The 23,133-nt window shown below is 63.1% G+C and carries 25 protein-coding genes and 3 tRNA genes; 19 read left to right on the top strand and 9 right to left on the bottom strand.

The genetic code is table 11. The annotated features are described in order from the left end of the window. Nucleotides 1–27 precede the first annotated feature (27 nt). Genes ribF through ispH form a run of 5 tightly spaced genes read left to right on the top strand, consistent with a single transcriptional unit; the run spans nt 28 to nt 5,706 of the window. The gene (ribF, locus tag IAE38_RS11035; RefSeq protein ID WP_028631789.1) at nt 28–978 is read left to right on the top strand and encodes a bifunctional riboflavin kinase/FAD synthetase; all 951 of its coding nucleotides are present in this window, start codon (nt 28–30) and stop codon (nt 976–978) included. Further along, nucleotides 975–3,806, top strand: coding sequence for an isoleucine--tRNA ligase (gene ileS, locus IAE38_RS11030; protein WP_201163535.1), 2,832 nt, complete (start codon nt 975–977; stop codon nt 3,804–3,806). Before ribF ends, ileS begins: the two co-directional genes overlap by 4 nt. Further along, nucleotides 3,799–4,314 carry a signal peptidase II gene (gene lspA / locus IAE38_RS11025; RefSeq protein WP_060482371.1) on the top strand — a complete coding sequence of 172 codons (516 nt, stop codon included), beginning with the start codon at nt 3,799–3,801 and terminating at the stop codon, nt 4,312–4,314. Before ileS ends, lspA begins: the two co-directional genes overlap by 8 nt. Then, on the top strand, nt 4,307–4,744 hold the full coding sequence (locus IAE38_RS11020; protein WP_028631786.1) for an FKBP-type peptidyl-prolyl cis-trans isomerase: 438 nt from the start codon (nt 4,307–4,309) through the stop codon (nt 4,742–4,744). The genes lspA and IAE38_RS11020 overlap by 8 nt, the downstream gene beginning before the upstream one ends. 14 nt (nt 4,745–4,758) lie before the next feature. Further along, nucleotides 4,759–5,706, top strand: coding sequence for a 4-hydroxy-3-methylbut-2-enyl diphosphate reductase (gene ispH, locus IAE38_RS11015; RefSeq protein WP_201217579.1), 948 nt, complete (start codon nt 4,759–4,761; stop codon nt 5,704–5,706). Nucleotides 5,707–5,731: 25 nt separating this feature from the next. On the opposite strand, the gene IAE38_RS11010 is transcribed toward ispH, so the two are convergent. After that, complete coding sequence (locus IAE38_RS11010) at nt 5,732–6,223, bottom strand: GspH/FimT family pseudopilin (protein WP_201217578.1); 492 nt, start codon at nt 6,221–6,223, stop codon at nt 5,732–5,734. A gap of 109 nt (nt 6,224–6,332) precedes the next feature. Here IAE38_RS11010 and IAE38_RS11005 point away from each other — a divergent pair, with 109 nt between their 5' ends. Genes IAE38_RS11005 through thiO form a run of 5 tightly spaced genes read left to right on the top strand, consistent with a single transcriptional unit; the run spans nt 6,333 to nt 9,154 of the window. Continuing rightward, entirely contained in the window at nt 6,333–6,515 is a 183-nt protein-coding gene (locus IAE38_RS11005; protein WP_201217577.1) for a prepilin-type N-terminal cleavage/methylation domain-containing protein, read from the top strand. Continuing rightward, nucleotides 6,512–7,153, top strand: a complete 642-nt coding sequence (locus IAE38_RS11000; protein ID WP_201217576.1) for a PilW family protein — start codon at nt 6,512–6,514, stop codon at nt 7,151–7,153. Before IAE38_RS11005 ends, IAE38_RS11000 begins: the two co-directional genes overlap by 4 nt. Further along, nucleotides 7,150–7,614 carry a pilus assembly PilX family protein gene (locus tag IAE38_RS10995; RefSeq protein ID WP_201217575.1) on the top strand — a complete coding sequence of 155 codons (465 nt, stop codon included), beginning with the start codon at nt 7,150–7,152 and terminating at the stop codon, nt 7,612–7,614. The genes IAE38_RS11000 and IAE38_RS10995 overlap by 4 nt, the downstream gene beginning before the upstream one ends. Nucleotide 7,615: 1 nt before the next feature. Beyond that, nucleotides 7,616–8,002, top strand: a complete 387-nt coding sequence (locus IAE38_RS10990) for a type IV pilin protein (RefSeq protein WP_201163540.1) — start codon at nt 7,616–7,618, stop codon at nt 8,000–8,002. Nucleotides 8,003–8,056: 54 nt separating this feature from the next. Continuing rightward, nucleotides 8,057–9,154: a glycine oxidase ThiO gene (gene thiO, locus IAE38_RS10985; protein WP_201217574.1), complete on the top strand. Its 1,098-nt coding sequence runs from the start codon at nt 8,057–8,059 to the stop codon at nt 9,152–9,154. 16 nt (nt 9,155–9,170) lie between these two features. On the opposite strand, the gene IAE38_RS10980 is transcribed toward thiO, so the two are convergent. Beyond that, on the bottom strand, nt 9,171–9,401 hold the full coding sequence (locus IAE38_RS10980) for a PP0621 family protein (protein WP_201163542.1): 231 nt from the start codon (nt 9,399–9,401) through the stop codon (nt 9,171–9,173). A 100-nt stretch (nt 9,402–9,501) separates the two neighbouring features. Continuing rightward, nucleotides 9,502–10,521 (bottom strand): outer membrane protein assembly factor BamD, encoded by a 1,020-nt coding sequence (locus tag IAE38_RS10975; protein WP_028631777.1) that lies wholly within the window; start codon nt 10,519–10,521, stop codon nt 9,502–9,504. Between the two features lie 147 nt (nt 10,522–10,668). On the opposite strand from IAE38_RS10975, the gene rluD reads away from it, so the two are divergent. The 8 genes from rluD (at nt 10,669) to IAE38_RS10935 (ending at nt 18,259) form a co-directional block, all read left to right on the top strand. Beyond that, nucleotides 10,669–11,631, top strand: a complete 963-nt coding sequence (rluD, locus tag IAE38_RS10970) for a 23S rRNA pseudouridine(1911/1915/1917) synthase RluD (protein WP_028631776.1) — start codon at nt 10,669–10,671, stop codon at nt 11,629–11,631. Then, nucleotides 11,628–12,368, top strand: a complete 741-nt coding sequence (pgeF, locus tag IAE38_RS10965) for a peptidoglycan editing factor PgeF (protein ID WP_201163543.1) — start codon at nt 11,628–11,630, stop codon at nt 12,366–12,368. The genes rluD and pgeF overlap by 4 nt, the downstream gene beginning before the upstream one ends. Nucleotides 12,369–12,534: 166 nt before the next feature. Further along, the gene (gene clpB / locus IAE38_RS10960) at nt 12,535–15,099 is read left to right on the top strand and encodes an ATP-dependent chaperone ClpB (RefSeq protein ID WP_028631774.1); all 2,565 of its coding nucleotides are present in this window, start codon (nt 12,535–12,537) and stop codon (nt 15,097–15,099) included. Between the two features lie 430 nt (nt 15,100–15,529). Next, a tRNA-Asn gene (locus IAE38_RS10955) sits at nt 15,530–15,605 on the top strand. Between the two features lie 4 nt (nt 15,606–15,609). Continuing rightward, nucleotides 15,610–15,686: transfer RNA gene (locus IAE38_RS10950), tRNA-Pro, on the top strand. 6 nt (nt 15,687–15,692) lie between these two features. Then, nucleotides 15,693–15,768 (top strand) — tRNA-Lys (locus IAE38_RS10945). Between the two features lie 123 nt (nt 15,769–15,891). Then, entirely contained in the window at nt 15,892–16,938 is a 1,047-nt protein-coding gene (locus tag IAE38_RS10940) for an NAD(P)/FAD-dependent oxidoreductase (protein ID WP_201163544.1), read from the top strand. Between the two features lie 109 nt (nt 16,939–17,047). After that, nucleotides 17,048–18,259 (top strand): MFS transporter, encoded by a 1,212-nt coding sequence (locus IAE38_RS10935; protein WP_201217572.1) that lies wholly within the window; start codon nt 17,048–17,050, stop codon nt 18,257–18,259. A 30-nt stretch (nt 18,260–18,289) separates the two neighbouring features. Here the strand turns inward: IAE38_RS10935 and IAE38_RS10930 are convergent, their stop codons facing one another. From IAE38_RS10930 to IAE38_RS10920, 3 genes are all read right to left on the bottom strand, one after another. Continuing rightward, nucleotides 18,290–19,585, bottom strand: a complete 1,296-nt coding sequence (locus IAE38_RS10930; RefSeq protein WP_028631772.1) for an NAD(P)/FAD-dependent oxidoreductase — start codon at nt 19,583–19,585, stop codon at nt 18,290–18,292. An 84-nt stretch (nt 19,586–19,669) separates the two neighbouring features. Next, nucleotides 19,670–19,843 carry a DUF3094 family protein gene (locus IAE38_RS10925; RefSeq protein ID WP_033727895.1) on the bottom strand — a complete coding sequence of 58 codons (174 nt, stop codon included), beginning with the start codon at nt 19,841–19,843 and terminating at the stop codon, nt 19,670–19,672. Between the two features lie 132 nt (nt 19,844–19,975). Further along, the gene (locus tag IAE38_RS10920) at nt 19,976–20,605 is read right to left on the bottom strand and encodes a DUF1780 domain-containing protein (RefSeq protein WP_028631771.1); all 630 of its coding nucleotides are present in this window, start codon (nt 20,603–20,605) and stop codon (nt 19,976–19,978) included. A gap of 142 nt (nt 20,606–20,747) precedes the next feature. Between IAE38_RS10920 and IAE38_RS10915 the strand changes: the two genes are divergently transcribed. Next, on the top strand, nt 20,748–21,431 hold the full coding sequence (locus IAE38_RS10915) for an energy-coupling factor ABC transporter permease (protein ID WP_328822890.1): 684 nt from the start codon (nt 20,748–20,750) through the stop codon (nt 21,429–21,431). 14 nt (nt 21,432–21,445) lie between these two features. Here IAE38_RS10915 and yacG read toward each other — a convergent pair whose 3' ends face one another. The 3 genes from yacG to IAE38_RS10900 are packed head-to-tail and all read right to left on the bottom strand — an operon-like array spanning nt 21,446 to nt 23,132. Further along, nucleotides 21,446–21,646: a DNA gyrase inhibitor YacG gene (gene yacG, locus IAE38_RS10910; RefSeq protein ID WP_028631769.1), complete on the bottom strand. Its 201-nt coding sequence runs from the start codon at nt 21,644–21,646 to the stop codon at nt 21,446–21,448. Beyond that, the gene (gene coaE / locus IAE38_RS10905; protein WP_028631768.1) at nt 21,643–22,266 is read right to left on the bottom strand and encodes a dephospho-CoA kinase; all 624 of its coding nucleotides are present in this window, start codon (nt 22,264–22,266) and stop codon (nt 21,643–21,645) included. The genes yacG and coaE overlap by 4 nt, the downstream gene beginning before the upstream one ends. Then, on the bottom strand, nt 22,263–23,132 hold the full coding sequence (locus IAE38_RS10900) for a prepilin peptidase (RefSeq protein WP_201217569.1): 870 nt from the start codon (nt 23,130–23,132) through the stop codon (nt 22,263–22,265). Before IAE38_RS10900 ends, coaE begins: the two co-directional genes overlap by 4 nt. Nucleotide 23,133 lies beyond the last annotated feature (1 nt).

The raw sequence follows: 23,133 nt of genomic DNA, 5'->3' as shown, positions 1-23,133 counted from the left end.
GGCCACTTTATGAGCAAGAAGCGCGTTATGCAGCTGGTTCGAGGTCTTCACAACCTGCGCCCCGAACACCGGGGGTGTGTCGCCACCATTGGCAACTTCGACGGGGTTCACCGCGGCCACCAGGCCATCCTGGCGCGCCTGCGTGAGCGCGGCCAGGCACTGGGCCTGCCCACCTGCGTGGTCATCTTCGAACCGCAACCGCGCGAATATTTCGCCCCCGATACTGCACCGGCCCGCCTGGCCCGCCTGCGCGACAAGGTCGAGCTGCTGGCCGGCGAGGGCATCGACCGGGTGCTGTGCCTGGCGTTCAACCAGCGCCTGGGTGAACTCGGCGCCGATGACTTCGTCAAGGCCATCCTGGTCGATGGCCTGGGCGTGCGGCACCTGGAGGTGGGCGACGACTTCCGCTTTGGCTGCGACCGCGCAGGTGACTTCGCCTTTTTGGTCCAGGCCGGCCAGCAGTACGGTTTTACCGTCGAGGCCGCCAATACGGTGATCCAGGACGGCCTGCGGGTCAGCAGCACCGAAGTGCGCAAGGCCTTGGCCGATGGCAACTTCGAACTGGCCGAACACCTGCTGGGCCGCCCTTACAGCATCACTGGCCGCGTGTTGCACGGCCAGAAGCTGGCCCGCCAGCTCGGTACTCCCACTGCCAACATCCAGCTCAAGCGCCGCCGCGTGCCGCTGTCCGGGGTCTACCTGGCCAGCATCGAGATCGACGGCAAGGCTTGGCCGGGTGTCGGTAATATCGGCGTGCGCCCCACCGTTGCCGGTGATGGGCGCCCGCACCTGGAAATTCATCTTCTGGATTATGCCGGCGACCTGTATGGCCGGCGCCTGACGGTGGTGTTCCACCACAAGCTGCGTGAAGAGCAGCGATTCGCCTCCCTGGAGGCGCTGAAGTCGGCGATCGATGCGGATATCGCCGCCGCACGTGCACATTGGCACGCTCAACCGCTAACCAAGAGCCTGAAATGACCGACTACAAAGCCACGCTAAACCTTCCGGACACCGCCTTCCCCATGAAGGCCGGCCTGCCTCAGCGCGAACCGCAGATCCTGCAGCGCTGGGACAGCATTGGCCTGTACCAGAAGCTGCGCGAAATTGGCAAGGATCGTCCCAAGTTCGTGCTGCACGACGGCCCGCCCTATGCCAACGGCAAGATCCACATCGGTCACGCGCTGAACAAGATTCTCAAGGACATGATCGTCCGCTCCAAGACCCTGTCCGGCTTCGATGCGCCGTACGTGCCGGGCTGGGACTGCCACGGCCTGCCGATCGAGCACAAGGTCGAGGTTACCCACGGCAAGCACCTGTCTGCCGACCGCACCCGCGAGCTGTGCCGCGAGTACGCTGCCGAGCAGATCGAAGGGCAGAAAACCGAGTTCATCCGCCTGGGCGTGCTGGGTGACTGGGGCAACCCGTACAAAACCATGAACTTCGCCAACGAGGCCGGTGAAATCCGCGCCCTGGCCGAGATGGTCAAGCAAGGCTTCGTGTTCAAGGGCCTCAAGCCCGTGAACTGGTGCTTCGACTGCGGTTCAGCCCTGGCCGAGGCCGAGGTGGAATACGCCGACAAGAAGTCCCAGACCATCGATGTGGCATTCCCGGTCGCCGACGAAGCCAAGCTGGCAGCTGCCTTCGGCCTGCCGGCACTGGGCAAGCCCGCTGCCATCGTGATCTGGACCACCACCCCGTGGACCATCCCGGCCAACCAGGCGCTGAACATCCACCCGGACTTCACCTACGCCCTGGTCGACACCGGCGAGCGTCTGCTGGTGCTGGCTGAAGAACTGGTCGAGCCGTGCCTCGCCCGCTACGGTCTGGAAGGCGCAGTCATCGCCACTGCCAAGGGCCAGGCGCTGGAACTGATCAACTTCCGCCACCCGTTCTACGACCGCCTGTCGCCCATCTACCTGGCCGAGTACGTCGAGCTGGGTGCCGGTACCGGCGTGGTTCACTCCTCGCCAGCCTACGGTGAAGACGACTTCGTTACCTGCAAGCGCTATGGCATGGTCAACGACGACATCCTCACCCCCGTGCAGAGCAACGGCGTGTATGCCGAGTCGCTGCCGTTCTTCGGCGGCCAGTTCATCTGGAAGGCCAACCCGGCCATCGTCGAGAAACTGAGCGAAGTCGGTGCGCTGATGCACACCGAAACCATCAGCCACAGCTACATGCATTGCTGGCGCCACAAGTCGCCGCTGATCTACCGCGCCACAGCGCAGTGGTTCGTTGGCATGGACAAGCAGCCAAGCACCGGTGAGCCGCTGCGCGAGCGCGCCCTCAAGGCCATCGAAGACACCAAGTTCGTCCCTGCCTGGGGCCAGGCACGCCTGCACTCGATGATCGCCAACCGCCCTGACTGGTGCATCTCGCGTCAGCGCAACTGGGGCGTACCGATTCCATTCTTCCTCAACAAGCAGACCGGCGAGTTGCACCCGCGCACCGTCGAGCTGATGGAAGAGGTGGCCAAGCGTGTGGAGCAGGAAGGTATCGAGGCCTGGTTCAAGCTCGATGGCAGCGAACTGCTGGGCGCTGAAGCCGACCAGTACGAGAAGATCGCCGACACCTTGGATGTGTGGTTCGATTCCGGTACCACCCACTGGCACGTGCTGCGCGGCTCCCACAGCATCGGCCACGCCACCGGCCCGCGCGCCGACCTGTACCTGGAAGGTTCCGACCAGCACCGTGGCTGGTTCCACTCGTCGTTGCTGACCGGTTGCGCCATCGACGGCCACGCGCCGTACCGCGAGCTGCTGACCCACGGTTTCACCGTGGACGAGAACGGCCGCAAGATGTCCAAGTCGCTGGGTAACACCATCGAGCCAGAGAAGGTCAACAACACCCTGGGTGCCGACATCCTGCGCCTGTGGGTTGCTGCTACCGACTACTCCGGTGAAATGGCGGTTTCCGAGCAGATTCTGCAGCGCAGCGCCGATGCCTACCGCCGCATCCGCAACACCGCCCGCTTCCTGCTTTCCAACCTGTCTGGCTTCGACCCTGCGCGCGACCTGCTGGCGCCGCAAGACATGCTGGCACTGGACCGCTGGGCGGTTGACCGTACCTTGCTGCTGCAGCGTGAGCTGGAAGAGCACTACGGCGAGTACCGTTTCTGGAACGTCTACTCCAAGGTGCACAACTTCTGTGTGCAGGAGCTGGGCGGCTTCTACCTCGACATCATCAAGGACCGCCAGTACACCACCGGCGCCAACAGCGTGGCGCGTCGCTCCTGCCAGACCGCGCTGTACCACATCAGTGAAGCACTGGTGCGTTGGATTGCACCGATCCTGGCCTTTACCGCCGACGAAATCTGGCAATACCTGCCGGGCGAGCGTAACGAGTCGGTCATGCTCAACGGCTGGTACGAGGGCCTGAGCGAGCTGCCTGAAGGCACCGAGCTGGACCGCGCCTACTGGGACCGCGTGATGGCGGTCAAGGCGTCGGTCAACAAGGAGCTGGAAAACCAGCGCACCGCCAAGGTCATCGGTGGCAACCTGCAAGCCGAAGTCACCCTGTACGCCGACGAAGGCCTGAGCACCGACCTGGCCAAGCTGGGTGACGAGCTGCGCTTCGTGCTGATCACCTCAGCCGCCAGTGTGGTGCCGTTCGCTCAGGCGCCGGCCGAAGCCGTGGCCACCGAAGTGGAAGGCCTGAAGCTGAAAGTGGTGAAGTCAGGCTACATCAAGTGCGGCCGTTGCTGGCACTTCCGTGCCGACGTTGGCAGCCACCCGGAGCATCCGGAAATCTGCGGCCGTTGCGTCGAGAACCTGACCGGCCAGGGCGAGGTGCGCCACTATGCCTAACCCTGCAGCGGGGCGCTTCGGGCGCCTTGCATGGCTGTGGCTGAGCTTGCTGGTGCTGGTTCTGGACCAGGCCACCAAGCTGTATTTCGACAACGCCCTGACCATGTACCAGCAAATCGTGGTAATCCCTGATTACTTCAGCTGGACGTTGGCCTACAACACCGGCGCTGCCTTCAGCTTCCTGGCAGACGGGGCAGGCTGGCAGCGCTGGCTGTTCGCCCTCATCGCCGTGGTGGTCAGTGCCGTGCTGGTGGTGTGGCTCAAGCGCCTTGGGCGTGACGAAACCTGGCTGGCCGTGGCGCTGGCGCTGGTGCTGGGGGGCGCTATCGGCAACCTGTGGGACCGCGTCGTGCTGGGCCATGTGGTCGATTTCATCCTGGTGCACTGGCAGAACCGGCATTACTTCCCGGCCTTCAACCTGGCCGACAGTGCAATCACGGTCGGTGCGGTGATGCTGGCGCTGGACATGTTCAAGAGCAAGAAGACCGAGGAGCCGGCCCATGACTGACATTCGTATCGGCCAGAACACCGAAGTCACGCTGCACTTCGCCCTGCGCCTGGAAAACGGCGACACCGTCGACAGCACCTTCGACAAGGCCCCGGCCACCTTCAAGGTGGGCGATGGCAACCTGCTGCCCGGTTTCGAAACCGCACTGTTCGGTTTCAAGGCCGGTGACAAGCGTACGGTGGTGGTTGCCCCGGAGAACGCCTTCGGCCAGCCCAATTCGCAGAACGTGCAAGTCATGCCGCGGTCCCAGTTCGAGGGCATGGAGCTGTCCGAAGGGCTGCTGATCATTTTCAAGGATGCCGCCAACGCCGAATTGCCCGGTGTGGTCAAAGCGTTCGATGATGACCAGGTGACCATCGACTTCAATCACCCACTGGCTGGCAAGACCTTGACGTTCGAGGTGGAGATCCTCGAAGTGAAGGCCCTGTAAGCCTGGAGCCGAGCATGCAAATCAAACTCGCCAACCCCCGCGGATTCTGCGCGGGGGTCGACCGGGCGATCGAAATCGTCAACCGTGCCCTGGAAGTCTTCGGCCCACCGATCTATGTGCGTCACGAAGTGGTGCACAACAAGTTCGTGGTAGAAGACCTGCGCAACCGTGGCGCCATTTTCGTCGAAGAGCTGGACCAGGTGCCGGATGACTTCATCGTCATCTTCAGCGCCCACGGGGTTTCCCAGGCCGTACGCCAGGAAGCAGCAGGCCGTGGCCTGAAGGTGTTCGACGCTACCTGCCCGCTGGTGACCAAGGTGCACATCGAGGTGGCCAAGTACAGCCGTGACGGCCGCGAATGCATCCTGATCGGCCACGAAGGGCACCCGGAAGTGGAAGGCACCATGGGGCAGTACGATGCCAGCAATGGCGGTGCCATCTACCTGGTCGAAGACGAGAGCGATGTCGCCAGCTTGCAGGTCAGAGACCCTGACCACCTTGCCTTCGTGACCCAGACCACGTTGTCCATGGACGACACCAGCCGGGTGATCGACGCCCTGCGTGCACGCTTCCCGAACATTGGCGGGCCGCGCAAGGATGACATCTGCTACGCCACGCAGAACCGTCAGGACGCTGTGAAGCAACTGGCCGACGAGTGTGACGTGTTGCTGGTGGTGGGCAGCCCCAACAGTTCCAATTCCAACCGCCTGCGCGAGTTGGCCGAGCGCATGGGTACACCGGCCTATCTCATCGATGGTGCCGAGGACCTGCAACAGGGCTGGTTCACCGAGGCTGCGCGGGTTGGCATCACGGCAGGTGCGTCGGCCCCCGAGGTACTGGTACGGGGTGTGATCGAACAGCTCAAGGCCTGGGGCGCAACCGGTGCCGAGGAGCTGGACGGGCGTGCGGAGAACATCACCTTCTCCATGCCCAAAGAGCTGCGCGTGCGCTCGCTGCTTTAAGGCGGGCCTCAACTGCCGCCTTTGGTCAGGTGCCCCGGCACTGTGGCGTCTCATTCACTTCGGTCGCCACCCTGACCCTGCCGCTCGAAGCCAGCACCACCTGATGCCGGCTTAGCGCGGTGTCCCGCTCGCAAATGTCCAGCGTGCCCCCCAGCCAGCCACCGCCAGGCCTCATGGGGATGCCCACCGCGCTGAACTTCAGGGTTGCGCCAACGTTGCCCGCAATGCGCAGTGGCCGTGGCAGGCGGTGTTCGCGCAGCACCTGCCCATTGTGCTCGAGCATCACCACCCAGCCATTGCCCCAGGCGTTGTCCAGTGCCTGCACCCGTACCGGCTGGCCCTGCAGCATGGCGTGCCCGCGAGCGCTTCGCAGGGCTTGTGCCAGGTCCCGCGCGGCAGCGGCCCGATGTAGGTCGTCGCTGAACGTGGCGTAGGCCGGCATGCCCAGCTGTGCCAGCAGCATCGCGATGGCCAGTGCCGACAACATTTGTATCAGTGTTACGCCACGTTGCTTCACCGTGCATTCCTCCCGGGAAGTGCTTGGCTGTAGCTTCACGGGCGTTGAGCAACCCTGCCAGTCGCAGGTGTACACCACACCTGCGCGAAAAGTCACAGGAGGTGCAAGGATGCACGCAAGGCAACATGGCATGACCCTGCTGGAAGTGCTGCTGGCAGTGCTGGTACTGGGCGCCGGCCTGTTCGCGGCAGCGGCGCTCCAGGTAAAGGCGCTGCAGGCCACCGACAGGGCCAGGGTCGACGTGCAGGCGGCGCTGGCGGCTCACAGTGATCGTGAGCGAGCGCAACCATGAGGCGCGTCGAACGGGGCTTCGGCTTACTGGAGCTGCTGCTGGCGCTGGCGATTGGGCTGATGTTGCTCACAACTGCCAGCCAACTGTTCGCTTCTGCCCATCAGGTGTGGCGGTTGCAGGGCGTTGCCTTGCGCATGCAGGAGGACGCACGCCTGGCGTTGCTGCGCATGGCCCAGGATATTCGCATGGCCGGCATGTTCGGTTGCCTGCGCTTGCTGCCTGGCGACTTTCCCGACAGTGCCACCCGCCTGGCTTTCACCCGGCCAGTGGAGGTAGGCCCGTCGAGCCTGAACCTGGTCGTGGCGGATGTGGCCGGCCACGTTCTGCACCCGGACTGGACCCTGCTTACCAATTGCCGGGACCACGCCCAGGTTGCCGTGGGGCAGGTGCAGGGCAGCGGTGAACTGGCTATTCCCATCAGCCGGCACCGTTATGAGCTAAGGGGCAGCACGTTGTATTTCACTCGCAGTAACAGCACCCAGCCGCTGCTGGAGCACGTGCAGTCGTTGGATATCGCCTACCTCACAAGCGCTGGCAGCCAGCGTATCGACCTGGACCTTGCGCTGCATGACCCCGCCTTGCAGCTGCAGCAGCGGCACCGCTTGAGTGTTGCCCTGCGCAACCCTGTTTTGCCATGACGCGTCAGCGCGGGGTGGTGCTGATGCTGGCACTGGTCATCAGCCTGTTGCTGGGTGTACTCGCAGCCTCGGCCTTGCGTGCCGCGCTGGTTGAGACGCAAATGGCCGGGGTGCTGCGTGATGGCTTGCTGGCGTTTGAGCAGGCCGAGGCAACGTTGCTGGCAGGGCAGGGGGCTTTGCATCACCAGGCGCCTGCACCGTGCCAACCGTGCGCCCCGCCTGAACGCCCCCACGCACTTGAGGGCCACTGGCACAAAGCGGCGCAAGGGTTCTATCAGATACAGCAGCTGGGTATCAGCACGCGTGCCGCGCATGTGCCGGAGGGGCTGCCTGTCACGTTGTTCAGAGTCACGGCCGTAAGCCTGCAGGCGCGTCCGCGACAGGTGCTGGAGGCGGTCTACGCCACCAACGGCGATCAAACCCGCCGCATCGCATGGCGGCAAAGAGTGCAGGGAGACTGACATGCAGCAAGGCTTGAGCTTGATCGAGCTGTTGATTGTGCTGGCCGTGACCGGCATTCTGGCAGCCATTGCCTACCCCGCCTACAGCGACCACCTTCGGCAGGCCGCCCGTAGCGAAGTGGCCGGCCTGCTGCATGACGCTGCGCTACGGCTTGAGCGGCATCGTGTGCTCACCGGCCAGTATGCCGAGGGCGAGCTGTACCTGCCCGCCGGTAACCGTGACTACAGCCTGCAGGCCCTGCGTGGCAGCGATACCTTCACGCTGCGCGCCCTGCGGCTGCCGCAGGGGCGCATGGCCGACGACCGTTGTGGCGACTTCCAGCTCGACCATGCTGGGGTACGCGGCAACCCAGGTGCCATCGACAGCACGCATTGCTGGGGAAGCTGAAGGTTCAATGATGCCCGGTGCATTGCAGTTTAACTTCAGGTGTTGGATCTACACATGAGCAAGCAAGTAGTGGTGGTCGGGGGCGGGGTGATCGGCCTGCTGACCGCATACAACCTGGCGGCGAGCGTCGGGCAGGTAGTGGTGTGCGATCAGGGCGAAGTTGGCCGTGAGTCGTCCTGGGCTGGCGGTGGCATCGTGTCGCCGCTGTACCCGTGGCGGTACAGCCCTGCCGTCACCGCGTTGGCGCACTGGTCGCAGGATTTCTATCCACAGCTGGGCCAGCACCTGTTCGCCACCACCGGCGTTGACCCGCAAGTGCACACCACCGGCCTGTACTGGCTGGACCTGGACGACGAGGCCGAGGCACTGGCCTGGGCGGCGCGTCAGCAGCGGCCCTTGAGTGCCGTGGATATTGCAGCGGTTTACGCTGCAGTGCCGGTGTTGGGGCCGGGGTTTGGCCGGGCCATCTACATGGCCGGCGTAGCCAATGTGCGCAACCCGCGCCTAGTGAAATCGCTTAAGGCAGCGCTACTGGCATTGCCCAACGTCACCCTGCGTGAACACTGCCAGATCTCCGGCTTCGTCCAGCAAGGCGGGCGGGTTACCGGTGTGCAACTGGCCGACGAGGTGCTGGCAGCGGATGATGTGGTGCTCAGTGCTGGTGCCTGGAGTGGCGACCTGTTGCGCACCTTGGGCCTGGCATTGCCGGTGGAGCCGGTGAAGGGGCAGATGATCCTGTTCAAATGCGACGAGCATTTTCTGCCGAGCATGGTGCTGGCCAAAGGGCGATATGCAATCCCCCGGCGAGACGGCCACATTCTGGTGGGCAGCACGCTCGAACACGCCGGCTACGACAAAACCCCGACGGACGAAGCGCTGGCCAGCCTGAAGGCGTCGGCGGTGGAGTTGCTGCCCGAGCTGGAAGGGGCGCGCGTGGTGGCGCATTGGGCGGGGCTACGGCCCGGTTCGCCTGAAGGCATTCCGTACATCGGGCCAGTGCCCGGCCATGATGGGTTGTGGCTGAACTGTGGGCATTACCGCAACGGGCTGGTACTGGCGCCTGCGTCCTGCCAGCTGCTTGCAAACCTGCTGACCGGGGCCGAGCCCATCATCGACCCGGCACCGTATGCCCCGCAGGGGCGCTTGGGTTAGCAGCCCGGGCGCAGTTTCAGCCCTGACGGCCAGGCCCCTGTTGCAGGTGGGCCTGGCTGCAATACCACTCGTTGCCTTGGGTGAGCGCACGGTCGGTGGGCAAGTGCACGCCGCAATGGGCGCACCGCACCATTTTCAGGGGCGCATCCAGCTTCGTTTCGGGGCGGGATTGCTGGCTGACTTTGAACTTGCGCCACAGCCAGAACGCGGCGGCGATCAGGACGATCCAGAAGAGTAGGCGAACCATGGTGTTCAGCTTGTCGAATGATGAAGCCGACAGTCTAGGACGGCGCCAGAGAAAAAGGGAGGCCTAATTCGGGGTCACCCCAGGCCTCCCTCTCGGCAGATCAGTCAAACATGCCGAAGGTCATGTAGCTGAACCACGAACGATCCTTCTCGGCTTCCTTCGGCCCTTGCGGCTCGATCGGGTCGCCGTTCTCGTCCTTGGGCAACAGCTCTTTCGGGATTTCGTCGCGCGCGTCCTGGAACTGCTTGACCACGTCCTGGTTGGCGCGGGTTTCGCCTGGCGGCAGCGGCGTGTCGGTTTCGATCAGGCCCAACGTGGCCTTGGACAGCCAGCCGCGGCCGTCAGACTCGGTCTGCTTGGGCTGGAACTCGCCATCGGCCAGGCTCGGGTGGTCGGGGTAGTTGAGCTTGAGGGTTTCCAGGCTGGTGGCGGCCAGGTCGTCCAGGTGCATCTTCTGGTACGACTCCACCATCACTGCCAGGCCATCGCCAACCGAAGGGGTTTCCTGGAAGTTCTCGACCACGTAACGGCCACGGTTGGCCGCTGCCACGTAAGCCTGGCGGCTCAGGTAGTAGTCAGCCACATGGATTTCGTACGAGGCCAGCAGGTTGCGCAGGTAGATCATGCGCTGCTTGGCGTCCGGCGCGTAGCGGCTGTTGGGGAAGCGGCTGGTCAGCTGGGCGAACTCGTTGTACGAGTCGCGGGCGGCACCCGGGTCACGCTTGGTCATGTCCAGCGGCAGGAAGCGCGCCAGCAGGCCGCGGTCCTGGTCGAACGAGGTCAGGCCCTTGAGGTAGTAGGCGTAGTCCACGTTCGGGTGCTGCGGGTGCAGGCGAATGAACCGCTCTGCAGCCGACTTGGCAGCCTCCGGCTCGGCGTTCTTGTAGTTGGCGTAGATCAGCTCGAGCTGCGCCTGGTCGGCATAACGGCCGAACGGGTAGCGCGACTCCAGGGCCTTGAGCTTGTTCACGGCGCTGGTGTAGCTGGAATTGTCGAGGTCAGCCTGGGCCTGCTGATACAGCTCGGCCTCGCTGAGGTTCTCGTCGATGACTTCCTTGTTAGAGGAACAGGCCGCGGTGAGCCCGAGGATGGCGATCAGCAGCAGGTGTTTCACTTGCATGGCGGCTTGCGTCCCTTTGACGGCCGCTGTCTTGGGCGGGGCCGTCCTGTTATGATGAGCGCCCCGGCCAACCCCGGGACAAAAGAAGCCGTATTTAACCACAAGCTCGCAGCCGAAACCAAAGGCTGTGCGCCCGCCGAATCGAGCATGTCCGAGATCATTCAACTTAGCGCAGAGGTACCGTCCGAACTGGGCGGTCAACGCCTCGACCAGGTCGCCGCCCAATTGTTCGACGAGTATTCGCGCTCGCGGCTGACTTCGTGGATCAAAGAAGGCCGTCTGACGGTCGATGGCGCTGTCCTGCGCCCGCGTGACACCGTCCATGGTGGCGCCGTTCTGGCCCTTGAGGCCGAACAGGAAGCCCAGGGCGAGTGGGAAGCCGAGGACATCGCACTCGACATCGTCTATGAAGACGACCAGATCATGGTCATCAACAAACCCGCCGGTCTGGTAGTGCACCCGGCTGCCGGGCATGCCAGCGGTACCTTGCTCAATGCCCTGCTGCACCATGTGCCAGACATCATCAACGTGCCCCGTGCCGGTATCGTTCACCGCCTGGACAAAGACACCACGGGGCTGATGGTGGTGGCCAAGACCCTGCAGGCGCAGACCAACCTGGTCGACCAGCTGCAAAAGCGCTCGGTCAGCCGGATCTACGAATGCATCGTGGTCGGTGTGGTAACCGCAGGTGGCAAGATCGATGCCCCCATCGGCCGCCACGGCGGCATGCGCCAGCGCATGGCAGTAACCGACGGCGGCAAGCCTGCGGTCAGCCATTACCGGGTGCTCAAGCGCTTCCGCTCGCACACCCATGTGCGGGTGAAGCTGGAAACCGGGCGTACCCACCAGATCCGTGTGCACATGGCCCACGTCGGGTTCCCCCTGGTGGGTGACCAGACCTACGGCGGGCGCTTCCGCATTCCGCCGGCTGCCAGCCCGACCATGGTCGAGGCCGTGAAAACCTTCCCGCGCCAGGCGCTGCATGCACGCTTTTTGGCGCTGCACCACCCGACCACCGGTGAACGCATGGAGTGGGAATCGCCGCTGCCGGACGACTTTGTGTGGTTGCTGTCCTTGCTGAACCAGGACCGCGAGAGCTTCATCGGATGAGCGAGCTGACGCAGACGCTGCTGATACCTGACTGGCCCGCGCCAGCCTCGGTTCGCGCCTGCGTCACCACTCGTCGGGGCGGTATCAGCCTGCCGCCTTACGACACGCTCAACCTGGGCGACCACGTGGGGGATGACCCTGTTGCGGTCGCCGAGAACCGTCGTCGCCTGAGCTGTGAGTTCGCCATTCAGCCAGCCTGGCTCAAACAGGTGCACGGGCTGGTGGTCGCCGACGCCGACCCCACTGCGGTAGCCGAAGCGGACGCCAGCTGGACACACCAGCCCGGTATCGCTTGCACGGTCATGACCGCCGATTGCCTGCCTGCGCTGTTTTGCGACCGCGCCGGTACCCGTGTGGCCGCAGCCCATGCCGGCTGGCGCGGGCTGGCAGGTGGCGTGCTGGAAGCCACGCTGCAACGCCTGGCCCTGGCGCCTGAAGAGGTGCTGGTGTGGTTGGGCCCGGCTATCGGCCCGCAAGCGTTCGAAGTGGGGCTGGAAGTGCGCGATGCTTTCACCGCCGTGCACCCCGAAGCAGCGCGTGCCTTCGTCGAGGGCGCGCGGCCTGGCAAGTTGATGGCCGACATCTATGAGCTGGCGCGTATTCGCCTGGCAGCCAGCGGTGTAACGGCTGTTTATGGCGGCGGGCTGTGTACCGTCAGTGATGAGCGGTTCTTCTCTTACCGCCGTACACCGCAAGGTGGGCGTTTTGCATCGCTGGTCTGGCTCGGTCAGCGCTAACCGCTCTGGCTTCATCGCCTGCACTAATCCATCCCAATGACTTCGGTCAACCCCGCTAAGCTTGAATCTTCCAGAATCAGCCTTATCTATAAGGCATCTCAGGCAGGTTTCTTCATAACAGGCGCTGTCCATCGCTCCGACCTGCCCTTTTAAAGGAAGGTAACCCATGCGAATAGACCGTTTGACCAGCAAGCTGCAGCTTGCAATATCCGATGCGCAATCCCTCGCCGTTGGCATGGACCACCCGGCCATCGAGCCCGTGCACCTGTTGCAGGCACTGCTCGAGCAGCAGGGCGGCTCCATCAAGCCACTGCTGATGCAGGTGGGCTTCGATATCCACAGCCTGCGCCAGGCGCTGGTAAAAGAACTCGACCAGCTGCCGAAAATCCAGAACCCCACTGGCGACGTGAACATGTCCCAGGACCTGGCGCGCCTGCTCAACCAGGCCGACCGCCTGGCCCAGCAGAAAGGCGACCAGTTCATCTCCAGCGAGCTGGTGGTGCTGGCGGCCATGGATGAGAACAGCAAGCTCGGCAAGCTGCTGCTGAGCCAGGGCGTGAGCAAGAAAGCCCTGGAAAACGCCATCAATAACCTGCGCGGCGGCGCTGCCGTCAACGACGCCAATGCCGAAGAGTCCCGCCAGGCCCTGGACAAATACACCGTCGACCTGACCAAGCGTGCCGAAGAGGGCAAGCTGGACCCGGTGATCGGCCGTGACGACGAAATCCGACGCACGGTACAGGTGCTGCAGCGTCGCACCAAGAACAACCCTGTGCTGATTGGTGAGCCCGGCGTGGGCAAAACGGCCATCGCCGAGGGCCTGGCCCAGCGCATCATCAACGGCGAAGTGCCCGATGGCCTGAAAGGCAAGCGCCTGCTGGCGCTGGACATGGGCGCGTTGATCGCCGGTGCCAAATACCGGGGCGAGTTCGAAGAGCGCCTGAAAGGCCTGCTGAACGAGCTGTCCAAACAGGAAGGGCAGGTAATCCTGTTCATCGATGAGCTGCACACCATGGTCGGTGCCGGTAAAGGCGAGGGCGCCATGGACGCCGGCAATATGCTGAAACCCGCATTGGCCCGTGGTGAACTGCACTGCGTGGGCGCTACCACGCTGAACGAGTACCGCCAGTTCATCGAGAAAGACGCAGCCCTGGAGCGCCGCTTCCAGAAAGTACTGGTGGAAGAGCCCAGCGAGGAAGACACCATTGCGATTCTGCGTGGCCTTAAAGAGCGCTATGAAGTGCACCACAAGGTCGCCATCACTGACGGTGCAATCATCGCCGCCGCCAAGCTCAGCCACCGCTACATCACCGACCGCCAGTTGCCCGACAAGGCCATCGACCTGATCGACGAGGCGGCCAGCCGCATCCGTATGGAAATCGACTCCAAGCCGGAAGTGCTCGACCGCCTGGACCGTCGCCTTATTCAGCTGAAGGTTGAATCCCAGGCGCTGAAGAAGGAAGAAGACGAGGCTGCGAAGAAGCGCCTGGAAAAGCTGACCGAAGAAATCGAGCGGCTTGAGCGCGAATATTCCGACCTGGAAGAGATCTGGGCATCGGAAAAAGCCGAAGTGCAGGGTTCGGCGCAGATTCAGCAAAAGATCGAGCAGGCCCGCCAGGAGCTGGAAGCCGCACGCCGCAAAGGTGACCTCAGCCGCATGGCCGAGCTGCAGTACGGGGTAATCCCGGACCTGGAGCGCAGCCTGCAGATGGTCGACCAGCACGGCAAAACCGATAACCAGTTGCTGCGTAACAAGGTCACCGAGGAAGAAATTGCTGAAGTTGTTTCCAAGTGGACCGGCATTCCTGTGTCGAAGATGCTGGAGGGCGAGCGCGAGAAGCTGCTGAAGATGGAAGACTTGCTCCACCAGCGTGTGATTGGGCAAGGCGAGGCGGTTACCGCGGTGGCCAACGCCGTGCGCCGTTCCCGCGCAGGGTTGTCCGACCCCAACCGGCCAAGTGGTTCATTCCTGTTCCTTGGCCCTACCGGTGTGGGCAAGACCGAGCTGTGCAAGGCCTTGGCCGAGTTCCTTTTCGACACCGAAGAGGCCATGGTGCGCATCGACATGTCCGAGTTCATGGAGAAACACTCCGTGGCTCGCCTGATCGGCGCCCCACCAGGCTATGTGGGCTATGAAGAGGGCGGCTACCTGACCGAAGCCGTACGGCGCAAGCCTTACTCGGTGGTGCTGCTGGACGAAGTGGAGAAGGCGCACCCTGATGTGTTCAACGTGCTGTTGCAGGTGCTGGAAGATGGCCGCCTGACGGACAGCCATGGCCGCACCGTGGACTTCCGCAACACGGTCATTGTAATGACCTCCAACCTGGGCTCTGCACAGATCCAGGAACTGGTCGGCGACCGTGAAGCCCAGCGTGCGGCGGTGATGGATGCAGTAGGGGCGCACTTCCGCCCCGAGTTCATCAACCGTATCGACGAGGTGGTGGTGTTCGAACCGCTGGGCCGCGAGCAGATCGCCGGCATTACCGAGATCCAGCTGGGCCGCCTGCGCAGCCGCCTGCTGGAGCGCGAGCTGTCGCTGAGCCTGAGCCCAGAGGCGTTGGACAAGTTGATTGCGGTCGGTTACGACCCGGTGTATGGCGCACGGCCGTTGAAGCGTGCGATTCAGCGCTGGATCGAAAACCCCTTGGCGCAGCTGATCCTGGCCGGCAAGTTCATCCCCGGGACGGCGATTACCGCCAAGGTGGAAGGCGACGAGATCGTCTTCAGCTGATTACCCCGTTTGAAAGCCCCGCTTCGGCGGGGTTTTTTTTGGGTGATAGTGCCATCTCCCCGAGCTGTGCAGTACCTGTGGGGGCGGGTTTGCCCGCGATGCCGCCGGCACAACCCCAGTAAAATCGGGCATTTCCGGGCGGGTTTGTTAACTTGCTGAAAATTTTGAAATTTTTGCTTGCATCAATTTTAGAGTGCCCCTAATATACGCCGCGTTGTCAGGCACTAAGCGAATCACCAGCAACACCGGTGACCGCAAAACAACTTACAAATCAGTAAGTTGAATGAAAAAAAGTGGTTGACAAGCAAAACGAAGACTGTAGAATAGCCGGCCTCAGCAGCGACAACGCGAAAGCGGATAGCCAAAGAGACCGAAGCTAACACAAGCTTCGAAGTAGCAAAAAAGTTGTAAAGTTGTACCGAAGTTCAGTTCCGCGATAGCTCAGTCGGTAGAGCAAATGACTGTTAATCATTGGGTCCCTGGTTCGAGTCCAGGTCGCGGAGCCAATCTCGGGGTGTAGCGCAGTCCGGTAGCGCGCCTGCTTTGGGAGCAGGATGTCAGGAGTTCGAATCCCCTCACCCCGACCATTTTCAGGGTCGTTAGCTCAGTTGGTAGAGCAGTTGGCTTTTAACCAATTGGTCGTAGGTTCGAATCCTACACGACCCACCATGTAAAAAGGGCATCTCAAATGAGATGCCCTTTTTCTTTTGTCTCGATTTTTCCAAACCCTTGGTTGTGCCGTAAATCCGCTATCCTGCCTCGTGTCACTGGGCGGTATAAGGACGATTTGGCATGGTAGCCAATACATCAAGCGTCGTGGTTGTAGGCGCGGGCATCATGGGGGCCTCCGTTGCCTGGCACCTGGCCAGGCTGGGGGCCAGGGTCACGGTGTTGGAGCAGGGGGCCAGGCCCGCAGCAGGTGTTACCCGGTGGTCGTATGGCTGGGTGGGTACTGCCAGCGCCTCTGCCTCTGAAAACCCGGTTGCGCTTAACGCAACGCTGCAGGCCATCGCCGACTTCCGCCGCCTGGCACTCGACCTCGGGCCTTTGCCTGTCGCTGCCCGTGGGGCGCTGGTATGGCTAGACAACGACGAGCAAACCGCTTGCCTGATCGACCAGCAGCAGGCCGCGGGTGTGCGGCTGCACCCCTTGGATGCCCAGCAGGCCAGTGCCCTGGAGCCCTGCCTGGTAACCCCACCCAGGCTGGCCGCCTGGGCCCCAGACGATTTTGCGGTCGAGCCCGTCGCGCTGACCCGCCAGTTGCTCCATGGCGCCAAGCAAGCGGGTGCGCAGGTGCTGTATGGCCGTTGCGTTGATGGGCTGGAGATGAACAACGGGCGTGTCACGGCAGCACTGTGTGCAGGTGAACGCTTCGCCGCACACACCGTGGTATTGGCCAATGCCGATGCGGCCATTGGCCTGGCCGGGCAGCAGGCATTTCAATTGCCCATCCTCACCAAGCCTGCAGTGTTGATGCGCTTCTCGGCGCCTGCGGGTGTGGTGAGGCACCTGGTCTACGGCAATGGCCTGGAACTGCGCCCGGCGCTGGAAGGTGGTGTGGCCTGCGCGGAAGATGCCCCTGCAGAAGGCGAGGCAGGCTTGCCGGCCCTTGCCGAACACACCGCCGAGGCGATCAAGCGCATGTTCATCGGCACCTCTGGGCTGTCGCTGCGTGCCGTCAGCATCTGCCGGCGGCCAATGACCCAAGGGGGCGAACCCGTGCGGGGTTACTTGCCGGGCGCGCATGGGGTGTATGCGCTGATAGCCCACCCCGGGGTCATCCTGGCGCCGTACCTGGGCCGCCTGGCTGCCGAGGAAATTGTTCAGGCCGGGTGCTAGGCCGTGTTTTTAACTGGACGTGGCTGATGCGCAACTGCTGCAATGGGTGTTGAGGGTTTCCATGCCCTCTTGAGGCTGCTTCCCCAACACCCTTCGCAGGAGCGCAGTAATGCAGTGGCAACGTAACTTGGCAATCTGTTTTTTTGGATCGTTCGTCAATATCGTTGCCATGACCGTGCTGCTACCGTTTCTGCCGGTGTACGTGGAACATCTAGGTGCCACGGGCGATGCAGATATTGCCCGCTGGTCAGGCATCGCCTATGCCGCGACCTTTTTTAGCGCCGCGTTGGTAGCGCCGTTGTGGGGGCACCTGGCAGACCGCTACGGCAGCCGGCAAAACCTGATCCGGGCCAGTTTCGGCATGGTTGTCAGCATGGCGCTGATTGGCATGGCGCAGACTGTGGAGCAGTTGGTGGTATTGCGCTTGCTGGTCGGCCTTGCCGGTGGTTATACCTCGGGGTCGTACGTGCTGGTGGCGGCGCAAACGCCGAAAGAGCGCTCCGGCTGGGCGCTTGGCATGCTCTCGTCGGGCATCATGGCCGGTGGGTTGGTGGGGCCGCTGCTCGGCGGCATTCTGCCGACCGTCATGGATATCCGCACCATCTTCCTGGGCGCCAGCGGGCTGATCTTCTTCAACTTCCTGGCGACGTGCCTGTTCATTACCTCGCCACCCCGTCAGAGCAAAGCCGACAAGGCCCGGGCCGACAGCGCGCCTGCGCCCCGGCCAGACATGTCTGTCGTCTTCACCATGCTGTTCGTTGCCATGATCCTGATGATGGCCAACATGTCGATCGAGCCGATCGTCACGCTGTATATCCGCAGCCTGGACGTGGGCGCGCAGTCTGTCACCTGGCTGGCGGGGTTGTGCATGGCAGCCTCGGCGCTGGGCAGCATCATCTCGGCACCCAGGCTGGGCAAGCTGGCCGACCGCGTCGGGGCGTTGAAGGTGGTGGTGGTATGCCTGGGCATCGCCGGGTTGCTGTTGATTCCCCAGGCGCTGGTCACCCAGGCCTGGCAACTGATCCTGTTGCGCCTGGCCATGGGCTTGGCATTGGGCGGGTTGATCCCCTGTGTGTCGGCTGTCATCCGGCAGAACGTCGGCGCCAACAGGGTGGGCAAGATGCTGGGCTATTCCACCTCGGCCCAATACCTGGGCCAGGTCGCCGGCCCGGTGCTGGGCGGCTTTGCGGCTGGCTCACTGGGCCTGCGGTTTGTGTTCGGCGTTACCAGCGTGGTGCTGCTGGCAACGGCTGGTTGGTGCCTGTTGTTACTGCTGCGTGGCCCGGCGGCTGCCAACAACGCATCGCTTAACGACGGCTGAATGGGCACCACCGGGCAGGTGCAGCTGGGGTCAGTGCAGCTTCAACCGCGGCTCTGTACCCCGGCCAATCTTGCTGCCCAGCATCATCAGTGCCGTGCGGAAAAACCCGTACAGGGCCATCTGGTGCATGCGGTACAGCGACACATAGAACATGCGCGCCAGCCAGCCTTCCAGCTTCACACTGCCCATCAGGTTACCCATGAGGTTGCCCACTGCCGAAAAGCGTGACAGCGAGACCAGCGAGCCGTAGTCCTTGTATGCATAGGTCGGCAGCGGTTTGTTCTCCAGCCTTGCCTTGATGCTTTGCGCCAGCATCGACGCCTGCTGGTGCGCGGCCTGTGCACGTGGCGGCACATTGCGGTCGGTGCCAGGCTGCGGGCAGGCGGCGCAGTCGCCGAAGGCAAAGATATCGTCGTCGCGGGTAGTCTGCAGGGTAGGGCGCACCACCAGCTGGTTGATGCGGTTGGTCTCCAGCCCGTCGATGTCCTTGAGGAAGCCCGGTGCACGAATGCCCGCCGCCCATACCTTCAGGCTGGCCTGGATCACTTCGCCGTCCTTAGTCTTCAGGCAGTCGCCCGTCACCTCGCTCACCGCCGCATTGGTCATCACCTTGACCCCCAGTTTTTCCAGGGTCTGGTGCACCGGCACGCTGATGCGCTCGGGCAGCGCCGGCAGCACGCGCGGGCCGGCCTCGATCAGGGTGATGTGCATGTCCTTGGGCTGGATGCGGTCCAGGCCATAGGCTGCCAGCTCGTGGGCGGCATGGTGCAGTTCGGCGGCCAGTTCCACACCCGTGGCGCCGGCCCCGACGATAGCAACGCTGATTTTTTCGCTGGCCACATCCCCGGCGTGAGCGCGCAGGTAGTGGTTGAGCAGTTGCTGGTGGAAGCGCTCGGCCTGCTTGCGGGTATCCAGGAACAGGCAGTGCTGCGCCGCGCCCAGGGTGCCGAAGTCGTTGGTGTTGGACCCCACGGCAATCACCAGAGTGTCGTAGCCCAGCGTACGGGCCGGCAGCAGTTCACGGCCCTCTTCATCGAGGGTAGCGGCCAGCTGGATCTGCTTGCCCTCACGGTCCAAGCCGCTCATGCGGCCCAGCTGGAAATTGAAGTGGTTCCACTTGGCCTGGGCCACGTAGTTCAGCTCGTCTTCCGAGGAGTTCAGCGAGCCGGCCGCCACTTCGTGCAGCAGGGGCTTCCAGATGTGCGTGAGGTTGGCGTCCACCAGGGTGATGTAGGCCTGCTTGCGCTTGCCCAGGGTTTTACCCAAGCGGGTCGCCAGTTCCAGGCCGCCGGCGCCGCCGCCGACAATCACGATGCGATGAGTCATGGGGGTATCTCATAAGGTTTACGGAATTCTTGGCCCAATGGGCCGGCCGCACCGTGCACGAGGGGAGGGCGAGCGCCAGGCAGCTCATAGCACCAGTCCACTCAGCAGGCGGCTGACAAGGCCCAACCCGATGGTCACTGCCAGCACCACCACCAGCAGCAACCATGGCCGAAAAGGCCGGCGCTGCACCTGGTGTTGCGGGGCTTGCAGGTATTCATCGACGCGACGCTGATCTTCAGGGTTCAGGCGGCTGGTCATGGTGGGCCTCGTCAGATAGACGTTTGTGACTGCGCAAACGCTACAGTGTTCGTGCAGGCGCATGAAACAAATGATAATGCTTTCTATCTTGGCCGCCGAGTGTACGGCATCCTGATCAGCGGCGGCACAGGATCAAAGGCTGATACCCACATCGAACACGATGCTGCGGCCCAGGTTGCCGCGCAGAAAATCCGGTGCATCGGGGTGGGCGAACAGCACCCGGGCAAAGGTCGGCCCCACCAGCGACAGCGAGCGCCAGCCCTGGCGCAGGTATTCGGTGGGGGGCGGAAAGTGCGTGTTCAGGTCCAGCACTTCCCGCTTGAGGCTGGCGAAGGCAATGATGTCCAACTCGTTCAGCTCAAGCCCGCGCTCGCGGTAGTTGTGCGCCTTCTTGCGCAACGTGGGCGCCAGCCGCCCCAACAGCTCGGTGGCACTGATACGCCGGGGCCTGGCTTCGCGGCGTACCAGTTGCGCCAGGGAAAATGCACTGCGCCGGCGTTGCAGCTCTTCACGCCATTCATCGTTCAGCCGGCGCCCCTCGTCCAGTACGAAAAACACCTCGAACGCCGCATCACGGAACAATACGTCAGGTGGCTCCTGCCCGGCGGGGGTGAAGTCGTCAGTGCGGTAGGGGATGTTCAGGCCCTGCAAAAGGCGCTGGCACACCCAACGCTCACGCTCCCATTTGCGTGCATTGGAAAGAAAGGCGTTGGCTTGTTCGGCCTGGATGGTAAGCAGGCGCAGGTAGTCTGAGTCATCCATGTAGCTAGCTTAGCTGCTATTCGATGACGATAAGATGCTGTTTGTGCGCAGAAATCGGTTTGGCCGGGGCCGGTCGCCTGGGCAGGCGTGGAATGGGTGTAGACTCAGGTTTGTCCATAATTTTTTCAGGGGTATTTGGCAGGTGATCAGCGCACACGTTTTGTCCGGTACCACCCTGACACTGGGTTGGCTCGGTTATGTGCCATTGCTGGTGTGGGCTGCGAGCCGGGTGTACTGGGTAGAGCTGGTAACCGACCGGCGCCGCCAGCACCTGCTGTTTGGCACAGTGGTCTGCCTGTTTGCCTTGTGGTTGGTGCGGCGTGATTTCGATACCGGCGTGTCGTACCACTTCATTGGCATGACGGCCGTGACACTGATACTGGACTGGCCGCTGGCGGTGGTGGGCGGGTTCATGGCCCAGCTAGGCCTGCTGGCGCTGGGGCGGCAGGACCTGGCGGCGCTAGGGGTAAACGGCCTGCTGCTGGTGGGCCTGCCGGTGTTGATTACCGAGGCCTGCGCCCTGTGGGTAGAGCGCGCCCAACCCAAGAACCTGTTCGTGTATATCTTCTGTTCCGGGTTTTTCCCGGCAGCCTTGACGGTGGTCGCCTGCCTGGCCGCTGCGTTGGGTGTGTTGTGGCTGGACGGGATTTTCGCCATGCCCGAGTGGCTCAGCGACTTTGCCGGCTTCTTGTGGTTGATGATGTTCCCAGAGGCATTTATCAACGGCACCATTATCAGTGCGCTGGTGGTGTTCTGCCCGGAGTGGTTGGAAACCTTCAACCGCACCCGCTATTTGCAGGCGCCGTGGAAGGAAGAGGACCGCTGAGTATCAGGATGGGGTTAGTGGCGTGGCTCCAGGTCGCCGGAATACAGCTCATCTTCCGACTCTTCTGCCCCCGGGATCTTGTGTTCCTCCGAAGCCCAGGCCCCCAGGTCGATCAGTTTGCATCGGTCCGAGCAAAACGGCCTAAAGGCGCTTTTCTCATTCCATTCCACAGGTGCGCCACAGGTTGGGCAATCCACGGTCATTGGCTGGCTCATGGCTGGCCTCCTCGTAAAGTCAGGTAAAAATGGTGCAGGCGGTCAATCTGCTCGTGCAGCGCGGCCAGGTCGCCGTCGTTCACCACCACATCGTCGGCATGGCGCAGGCGATCCTCCCGGCTCAGTTGCGCCTTGAGAATGGCCTGCACCTGCTCGGCGCTGGTGTTGTCGCGGGCCAGGGTGCGGGACACCTGCAGGTGGTGCGGTGCATCGATCACCAACACCCGCTGGGTTTTCTGATACTGCCCCGACTCGATCAGCAAAGGTGATACGTACACCGCATAGGGCGATTGCCCCTTGGCCAGGTAACTGAAAATCTCCTGCCCGATCAGCGGGTGCAGCAGCTGCTCCAGCCATTTGCGCTGTACCGGGTCGGCAAAAATCAGCTGCCGCAGCGCGGCGCGGTCCAGTTGCCCGTCTGCCTGCAACACGCCGGGCCCGAAGTGCTCGACGATGCTGGCCAGGGCAGGGCGGCCGGGCTCCACCACCCAGCGCGCCGCCTGGTCGGCATCAACCAGGTGCACCCCCAGCTCGACAAAGCGTTCGGCAGCCGCGCTCTTGCCGCTGCCAATACCGCCGGTAAGGCCAAGAATCCAGGGGGTGAAGGCCGCAGTGGTCATCGGTATCCAAGCAGTTGCATGTAGGAGAGGTGTATTTCATCACCCCAGAGCACAGCAATCCACCCCGCGATGGCCAGATAAGGCCCAAAGGGGATGGGCGTACCCAGTGCATGCCTGCGCAAACCCACCAGGCACAGGCCAACCACCGCACCCACCACCGACGACAACAGCAACGTCAACGGCAGTACCTGCCACCCGCCCCAGGCCCCAATCAGCGCCATCAGCTTGAAGTCGCCAAAGCCCATGCCCTCTTTGTTGGTGAGCAACTTGAACGCCCAGTACACGGCCCACAGGCTCAAGTACCCCGCCACCGCACCCCACAGCGCATCGGAGAGCGGCACATAGAGCCCGGCGCAGTTCACGATCAGCCCCAGCCACAACATTGGCAGCACCAGCACATCCGGTAGCAGCTGGTGCCTGGCGTCGATCAGGCTCAGCGCCAGCAGGCACCAGGTCAGCAGCAATGCCATCAAAGCCTGGGCCGAGGGCCCAAAGCGCCACGCCACCGCCAGCGACAACAACGCGCAGGCCGCTTCAACCAACGGGTAGCGCAGGCTGATGCTGGCCTTGCAGGCCCCGCAGCGCCCACCCAATGCCAGGTAACTGAGCAGCGGAATATTCTGCCACGCCCGAATACGCTGCCCGCACCCCGGGCAGTGCGAGGCCGGCAGGCACAGGTCGAAACGCTGGTAAAGCGTAACCGGCAGGTTCAACACCACTTGCGCTTCACGCCGCCACTGCCGCTCCAGCATGATCGGCAGGCGGTGCACCAGAACGTTCAGGAAGCTACCCGCCAACAAGCCAAGCAGGGCCACCAGGGTAATGAAGTACGCCGGCTGCATCGCCAGCAAGTTCCACACAGTCATC

The sequence above is a fragment of the Pseudomonas sp. S32 genome, from assembly GCF_016648095.1.
Taxonomy (GTDB): domain Bacteria; phylum Pseudomonadota; class Gammaproteobacteria; order Pseudomonadales; family Pseudomonadaceae; genus Aquipseudomonas; species Aquipseudomonas parafulva.
Note: the sequence above shows the minus strand (reverse complement) of the source record. Positions and strands in the feature narration are given on the sequence as shown.

Coding starts and splice junctions, on each gene's coding strand:
- IAE38_RS10995 (WP_201217575.1), top strand. CDS start 7,150: ATGACGCGTCAGCGCGGGGTGGTGCTGATGCTGGCACTGGTCATCAGC.
- IAE38_RS10990 (WP_201163540.1), top strand. CDS start 7,616: ATGCAGCAAGGCTTGAGCTTGATCGAGCTGTTGATTGTGCTGGCCGTG.
- ileS (WP_201163535.1), top strand. CDS start 975: ATGACCGACTACAAAGCCACGCTAAACCTTCCGGACACCGCCTTCCCC.
- IAE38_RS10930 (WP_028631772.1), bottom strand. CDS start 19,585: ATGACTCATCGCATCGTGATTGTCGGCGGCGGCGCCGGCGGCCTGGAA.
- ispH (WP_201217579.1), top strand. CDS start 4,759: ATGCAAATCAAACTCGCCAACCCCCGCGGATTCTGCGCGGGGGTCGAC.
- lspA (WP_060482371.1), top strand. CDS start 3,799: ATGCCTAACCCTGCAGCGGGGCGCTTCGGGCGCCTTGCATGGCTGTGG.
- IAE38_RS10900 (WP_201217569.1), bottom strand. CDS start 23,132: ATGACTGTGTGGAACTTGCTGGCGATGCAGCCGGCGTACTTCATTACC.
- IAE38_RS11005 (WP_201217577.1), top strand. CDS start 6,333: ATGCACGCAAGGCAACATGGCATGACCCTGCTGGAAGTGCTGCTGGCA.
- IAE38_RS10920 (WP_028631771.1), bottom strand. CDS start 20,605: ATGGATGACTCAGACTACCTGCGCCTGCTTACCATCCAGGCCGAACAA.
- pgeF (WP_201163543.1), top strand. CDS start 11,628: ATGAGCGAGCTGACGCAGACGCTGCTGATACCTGACTGGCCCGCGCCA.
- yacG (WP_028631769.1), bottom strand. CDS start 21,646: ATGAGCCAGCCAATGACCGTGGATTGCCCAACCTGTGGCGCACCTGTG.
- IAE38_RS10925 (WP_033727895.1), bottom strand. CDS start 19,843: ATGACCAGCCGCCTGAACCCTGAAGATCAGCGTCGCGTCGATGAATAC.
- ribF (WP_028631789.1), top strand. CDS start 28: ATGCAGCTGGTTCGAGGTCTTCACAACCTGCGCCCCGAACACCGGGGG.
- IAE38_RS10935 (WP_201217572.1), top strand. CDS start 17,048: ATGCAGTGGCAACGTAACTTGGCAATCTGTTTTTTTGGATCGTTCGTC.
- coaE (WP_028631768.1), bottom strand. CDS start 22,266: ATGACCACTGCGGCCTTCACCCCCTGGATTCTTGGCCTTACCGGCGGT.
- IAE38_RS10975 (WP_028631777.1), bottom strand. CDS start 10,521: ATGCAAGTGAAACACCTGCTGCTGATCGCCATCCTCGGGCTCACCGCG.
- thiO (WP_201217574.1), top strand. CDS start 8,057: ATGAGCAAGCAAGTAGTGGTGGTCGGGGGCGGGGTGATCGGCCTGCTG.
- rluD (WP_028631776.1), top strand. CDS start 10,669: ATGTCCGAGATCATTCAACTTAGCGCAGAGGTACCGTCCGAACTGGGC.
- IAE38_RS10980 (WP_201163542.1), bottom strand. CDS start 9,401: ATGGTTCGCCTACTCTTCTGGATCGTCCTGATCGCCGCCGCGTTCTGG.
- IAE38_RS11000 (WP_201217576.1), top strand. CDS start 6,512: ATGAGGCGCGTCGAACGGGGCTTCGGCTTACTGGAGCTGCTGCTGGCG.
- IAE38_RS10940 (WP_201163544.1), top strand. CDS start 15,892: ATGGTAGCCAATACATCAAGCGTCGTGGTTGTAGGCGCGGGCATCATG.
- IAE38_RS11020 (WP_028631786.1), top strand. CDS start 4,307: ATGACTGACATTCGTATCGGCCAGAACACCGAAGTCACGCTGCACTTC.
- clpB (WP_028631774.1), top strand. CDS start 12,535: ATGCGAATAGACCGTTTGACCAGCAAGCTGCAGCTTGCAATATCCGAT.